Here is a 5,953-nt window from a genome sequence, read left to right on the forward strand (position 1 = left end):
GCGCGCGGCGCGAAGCGGTGGGCGACCAGGTCCGCGGCCAGGTTGAGGACGACGGCGACCAGGCCGAAGACCACGGCCAGGCCCTGCACCACGGGGACGTCGCGGGCGGCCACCGCGTCCATCAGGACGGTGCCGAGGCCGGGGATCACGAACAGCGCCTCGACGACGATCACCCCGCACAGCAGCCAGTCGACGGTGCGGGCGAGCTGCTGGGCGGCGGGGGCGACCGCGTTGGGCAGGGCGTGCGCGTAGCGGACGCGGGCGCCGGACAGGCCGTAGCGGCGGGCCTGCGCCGCGTACGGGGAGGCCAGCGCCTCGACCATGCCGGCCCGCACCAGCCGGCTGATCGAGCACACCGGACGGGACAGCAGCACCAGGACGGGCAGGACGAGCGCCTCCGGGTGGGCGAGCAGGCCGGTGCCGTAGCCGACCGCGGTCGGGGGCAGCCAGCCCAGGCGCAGGGCCAGGACGGTCACCAGCAGCACCCCGAGGGCGAACTCGGGCACCGCGTACACAGCGAGCGTCACCGAGGAGACCACCCGGTCGACCGGGGTGCCCTCGCGGCGGGCCGCCAGCACGCCGAGGCCGACGCCCGCCGGGACCAGGAGGGCGAGGGTGAGCGCGGCCAGGAGCAGCGTCGGCCCGAACCCCTCAGCGAGCGCCGCCGCCACCGGGCGGCCCGAGGCGAGCGACACCCCCAGCTCGCCGTGGAGCAGGCCCGCGGCCCACTCCCCCAGCCGCTCGTGCGCCGGCCGGTCCAGGTGGAGGGCCTCGCGGATCGCGGCGATGCGGGCCGGGTCCGGATCGTCGCCCGCGAGGGCCACGGCCGCGTCGCCCGGCAGGGCCTCCGTGAGCGCGAAGACAAGCAGCACGACCGCGGCGGTCTGGGCTGCGCCGAGCAGGATCCGGCGGACGATCCAGCGGCTCACGCCAGCCACACCTTGTCGAAGCGGGCCCAGTCCAGGGTGTTGGCCGGGGCGTCGCGGGCCACGCCGCGCACACGGCGGGACGTGCCGACGATCCAGTCGGCGAAACCCCACACCAGGAAGCCGCCCTCGCTGTGCAGGAGGCGCTGCATCCGCTCGTAGAGCCCGGCCCGCTCCCGGTCGTCCTTGGTCGACTGCAGGCGCCGGTAGAGCTCGTCGAAGTCCTTGCGGCGCCAGTGGGTGGCGTTGGTGGTGGAGTCGCTCAGCAGCCGCTGGGAGATGTGCGACTCGATGGGCATGGCGCCGGAGCGGTAGCTGGCGAAGGTGCCGTGGTCGAGGATGTCCTTCCAGTAGCTGTCCTTGTTGCCGACGCGCACCTCGACGGTGACGCCCGCCTTCGCGGCCTGGTCGCGGAAGATGCCGGCGGCCTCCGTGAAGCCCGCGGCGACCGGGGAGGTGTCCAGCGTGACCTTCAGGTCCTCGGCCCCGGCCTCCTTCAGCAGGCGCCGGGCCCGGTCGAGGTCCTGGCGGCGCTGCGGCAGGCCCGCCGCGTAGTGGGCGCAGCCCTTGCCGAAGAGGTCGTTGCCGATCACGCCCGCACCGGACAGGGCGCCCTTGACGAGCTCGTCGCGGTCGGCGATGAGGAAGAACGCCTCCCGTACGCGCGGGTCGTCGAACGGGGGCCGGTCGGTCTTCATCACGAAGCCCTGCATCGCGCTGTTGCGCAGCCGCACGATGTCGATGCGGCCCCTGCCCTCGTGTGCGCGGGCGGTGGTGGGGGTGAGCTCGTGCGCGTAGTCGACCTGGCCGCCGAGCAGGGCGTTGACGCGCGCCGACTCCTCGTTCGCGACGACGAACTCCAGCTCGTCCAGGTGCGGGGCGCCGTCCCAGTAGGCGTCGTTGCGGCGGAACCGGGCGGATCGCCCGGGCGCGAACGACACGTGGCGGAAGGGGCCCGACCCCACGGGCTCGTCGAAGCGCTCGGTGCCCTTCGGCACGATGTACGCGCCGAACGCCGCCAGTACGTTGGGGAATTCGGCCGTCGGCCGCTTCAGGCGGAACTCGACGGTACGGGGTCCCGTGGCCCGGCTGGCCTCCAGGTCGATCGGTTCCAGGGACGCCCGGGCCCGGAAGGCCTTCTTCGGATCGGCGATCCGGCGGTAGCTGAAGAGGACGTCCTCGGCGGTGACGGGCCTGCCGTCGTGGAAGACGGCCTCCCGCAGCGTGACCGACCACCGGTCGAGCCCGGTACTCGCCTCCCACCGCTCGGCCAGGCGGGGCCTGGCGGTCAGATCGGGCGCGTAGTCGGCGAGCTTGTCGAACAGGGCCTTGGCCCGGGCCGCGTCGGCGAAGAGGTTCCCCAGATGCGGATCAAGCGTCTCGGCGGCCCCGCCCCCGGCGAACACGGCCCGCAACCGGCCGCCCTTGCGGGCGGCGCCGGCACGGGTGCCGGTACCGGTATCCGTGCCGGGTGAGCACCCGGCGCTGCCCAGCCCGGCCAGGCCGATGCCGCCGGCTGCTGCGACGGCCAGAAACCCGCGCCGCCGGAGGCCGGGGTGAGGGGTGTGCATGGAGGTTCCTCCTGGTTGGGGTGGTAGTGGGGGTGGGGGTGGGTGCCGATGCCGGCGCCCGGGCCCGGTGGGTACGGCGCCGCCGGACCACGACGTCGTGGTTGCTCACCACGGCGGCAAACGTGAAGTGCGCGGGCGCGGCGCCTCAATGCCTCGCGGCAGTGGAATCGGCGCCCTTGTGGTCGCCGCCGTGGCGAGCAGCCGCCGCCGTGCGGCCCGGCGGTGCCGGACCGGCCCGCAGCCGGCCGGGCGCTACCGGCGCCGGGCGATCACGTGCAGGCGGTCGCCGTCGGCCCCGGGCGACGGCGGGTCCCCCTCCTGCCAGGGAGGCTCCGTGCGGGGGCCGGGGCCGTCGTGGAGGGAGACGGTGTCGAAGCCGTGCGCGGCCAGTGCGTAGCGCAGTTCCTGGGGGAACAGCAGGCGCCACGCCGAGCGCTGTTCGAACGGCGGGGAGCCGTCCGTCGTCCAGACGCGGCGGCGCCGCAGCAGCTGCGCCGCGCGGTCGACGCTCAGCGTCGTCACGTGCGCGTACGTGCGCCCCTGCCAGGTGAAATCCCCGGACGCCGGCGCGTCCAGCAGCTCCGTGCGGCCCAGGAAGAACGCCCCGTTGCGCATCTCGGCGACGAGCAGGCCTCCCGGCCGCAGCGCCCGCCGGCAGGAGCCGAGGAGGCCGTCGAGCTCCTCGTTGGTGTGGCAGTACAGGAGCGCGCTGTCCAGGCAGACGACCGCGTCGAAGACACCGTCGCCGAGGTCGAATCCGCGCAGGTCGGCGCGGAGGTACGCGGGGCCGGGGTGCCGGGTCCGGGCGTGGGCGAGCATGGCTTCGGAGAGGTCGGCGCCGGTGACCTCGCGCCCGGCTCCGTGGAGCCACGCCGCGTCCCGGCCCGTGCCGCAGCCGAGGTCGAGGACGCGCGGCCCGGCGCCGTGGGCGGCGAGGGCGGCCTCGGCCCAGCGGGCGGCGAGCCGTTCGGGGTCGGGGAAGCGGGCTTCGTAGAGTTCGGGGTGGTCGGTCAGCAGGTTCCGGGTGTTCATCATCGTCCCTTCAGGCCGTCGCCGCCGGCAGTGCCCGCAGCCGGTGCAGCCACGCCATCCCGCCCGCGGAGGCGAGCCCGAGCGCCAGGCAGCACGCCCAGGGCAGCCACTGGGTCCCGTCGCGCCCGCCGGTGTCCATGGCCCAGCCGACGAGCGCGTTGCCGAGGGCGGCGGCGATGCCGGAGACGGCGTAGAAGATGCCGAAGTACGTGCCGGTCAGCGTGGGCCGCCCGAAGCCGGGGATCATCTCCATGACGAACGGCTGGGCGACCATGACGCCGACGTGGAGCAGCAGGGCCCCGCCGAGGACGGGCAGCAGCCCGAGCACGTTCCCTTCGGTGCCCGCCACCGCCATCGGGGGCAGGAAGGCCAGGCCCATCAGGGCGAGTCCGGCCGCGACCCACTTCCCCCGGCTGCCGCGGTCCTTCAGGGCCCGGGTGATGCGCAGTTGCAGGGCCAGGTTGGCGAGGGTCCCGGCGAGGAGGACGAGCCCCGCGGCGCCGTCCCAGCCGGTGGCGCGGCGGGCTCCGTCGGGCAGCAGGAGGTAGAGCTGGTTCTCCATGGTGAACATGCCGACCATGGCGAGGGAGAACGCCAGGAAGGCCCGGTTGGCGAGGACTTCGCGCCAGTCGGCGAGCACGCCGCCGCCGCTGGGTGCGGCCGGCCGGGCGGGCAGGACGAGCGCCTGGGCGACGGTGAGCACGGCGAAGATCCCGGCGGCGGTGAGCGCGGAGGCCCGGAAGCCGACGAGGAGGAGCGCGCTGCCGAGCAGCGGTCCGATGAGCGCGCCGGTGGTCGCAAAGACGTTGAACAGGGCGAAGGCCTCCGCCTTCCGCTCCCCCGCCTCCTGGGCGAGGTACGTCCGCACGGCGGGGTTGAAGAGCGCGCCCGCGAGGCCGCTGAGGACGGACGCGGCGAGCAGCACGGAGAGGCCGTCGCCGAGGGCGAACAGGGCGAAGCCCGCCGTGCGCAGCGCGCACCCGGCGATGATCACGCCGCGCGCCCCCAGCCGGTCGGCGGCCGAGCCGCCGATGAGGAAGAGGCCCTGCTGGCTGAGGTTGCGGACGCCGAGGACGATGCCGATGACGGCGGCGGACATGCCGAGGTCCTGGCCCAGGTGGGTGGCGAGGTAGGGGACGAGCAGGTAGAAGCCGGTGTTGACGCCGAGCTGGTTGACGAGGAGGAGGCGGATCGCGAGCGGGAAGCCGCGTATTTCGTGCCAGGTCTTCACGGTGCGGGGTCTCCTTGCGCGCGTTGCGCCGGTTGCGGGTGTCGCCCGGTGGCGCGGACGCCCAGGCCGGGGGCGCCCGGGGCCCGGACGGTCCCGTCCCGGCCGCCGATGCCGGTCCACGGGTCGTGGGCGAGCAGCAAGTGGCCGTCGAGGTCGGTCCAGCGGGCCCGGTCGGCGAGGTGCACGGCGGGCGCGATGCCGAGCGAACTGGCGGTCAGGCAGCCCAGCATGAGCTCCGTGCCGCTGCCGGCCAGGGCGCCGGCGATCCGCAGGGCGGCGTGGACGCCACCGCACTTGGCGAGCTTGACGTTGACGCCGTGGACGCGGCCCGCGAGACGGCGGGCGTCGTCGAGGCTCACCGCGTCCTCGTCGGCGATGACGGGCAGCGGAGAGGTCTCGGCGAGCCGGGCGAGGCCCTCGGGGTCGCCGGGAAAGGTGGGTTGCTCGACGGCCTCGACGCCGAGCGCGGCGAAGCGCGGCAGCAGCTTCCGCGCCCGGGCTACGGTCCAGGCCCCGTTGGGGTCGAGGAGCAGCCGGGCGCGGGGGGCGGCCTGCCGGACGGCTCGTACGCGCTCGAGGTCGTCGGCGGGGTCGGGCGACCCGCCTTTGATCTTGAGGACGGTGAACCCGGCGTCGGCGAGGCAGCGGGCCGTCAGGGCGGCCCGTACGGGCGAGGTGATGCCGATCGTGCGGGCGGTGCCGGCGGCGGGCGCGGCCACGCTGCCGCCCTCCAGGAGCCGGTGCACGGGCAGGCCGGCGCGCTTGCCCGCGAGGTCGAGCAGGGCGGCTTCGACGGCGGCGGTCACGGCGGGCGGGGTGTCGCGCGGCAGAAGCGTTTCTTCTCGTACGGCTTCCAGCGCGCTCTCCGGCGTCGCGAACCGGCCGAGTCCGGCCGCCGCGTGACACATCAGCCGCCGGATGGCACCGGCGTCCAGCCCGTAGTAGGCACTGGCCACGGCCTCGCCGAAGCCGCGGACTCCGCCGTGCTCGACGGTCAGCCAGACGGCGTCACGGGCGTCCATGACGCCCCGGGAGATCCGCAGGGGCTCGGCGAGGCGGAGCCGGGCGGTGCGCAGGGTGGTCTTCAAGAGATGCCTCCGTCGGTACGGCGGTGGTGACGAACGCCCGCCCGGCTGCGGACCGGACGCCCACCGGAAACGTCACGGCGGCTCGCGGCGGCGGCCGGTCCCGTG

At 75.2% G+C, this 5,953-nt stretch carries 5 protein-coding genes; all 5 read right to left on the reverse strand.

Annotation, left to right across the window (positions count from 1 at the left end):
* Positions 1–929 (reverse strand): ABC transporter permease (locus V7793_RS31885; protein ID WP_443058036.1); only part of this gene is annotated, 929 nt, incomplete at its 3' end.
* Entirely contained in the window at positions 926–2,497 is a 1,572-nt protein-coding gene (locus V7793_RS31890; protein ID WP_336013163.1) for an ABC transporter substrate-binding protein, read from the reverse strand. The genes V7793_RS31885 and V7793_RS31890, both read right to left, overlap by 4 nt.
* A 252-nt stretch (positions 2,498–2,749) precedes the next feature.
* A complete protein-coding gene (locus V7793_RS31895; RefSeq protein WP_336013165.1) occupies positions 2,750–3,529 on the reverse strand; it encodes a class I SAM-dependent DNA methyltransferase in 780 nt (259 codons plus the stop codon).
* Between the two features lie 10 nt (positions 3,530–3,539).
* The gene (locus tag V7793_RS31900) at positions 3,540–4,760 is read right to left on the reverse strand and encodes an MFS transporter (protein WP_336013167.1); all 1,221 of its coding nucleotides are present in this window, start codon (positions 4,758–4,760) and stop codon (positions 3,540–3,542) included.
* The gene (locus V7793_RS31905; RefSeq protein ID WP_336013168.1) at positions 4,757–5,848 is read right to left on the reverse strand and encodes a dipeptide epimerase; all 1,092 of its coding nucleotides are present in this window, start codon (positions 5,846–5,848) and stop codon (positions 4,757–4,759) included. Before V7793_RS31905 ends, V7793_RS31900 begins: the two co-directional genes overlap by 4 nt.
* Between the last annotated feature and the right edge of the window lie 105 nt (positions 5,849–5,953).

It is taken from the genome of Streptomyces sp. KLMMK (assembly GCF_036961605.1).
GTDB classification, from domain to species: domain Bacteria; phylum Actinomycetota; class Actinomycetes; order Streptomycetales; family Streptomycetaceae; genus Streptomyces; species Streptomyces telluris.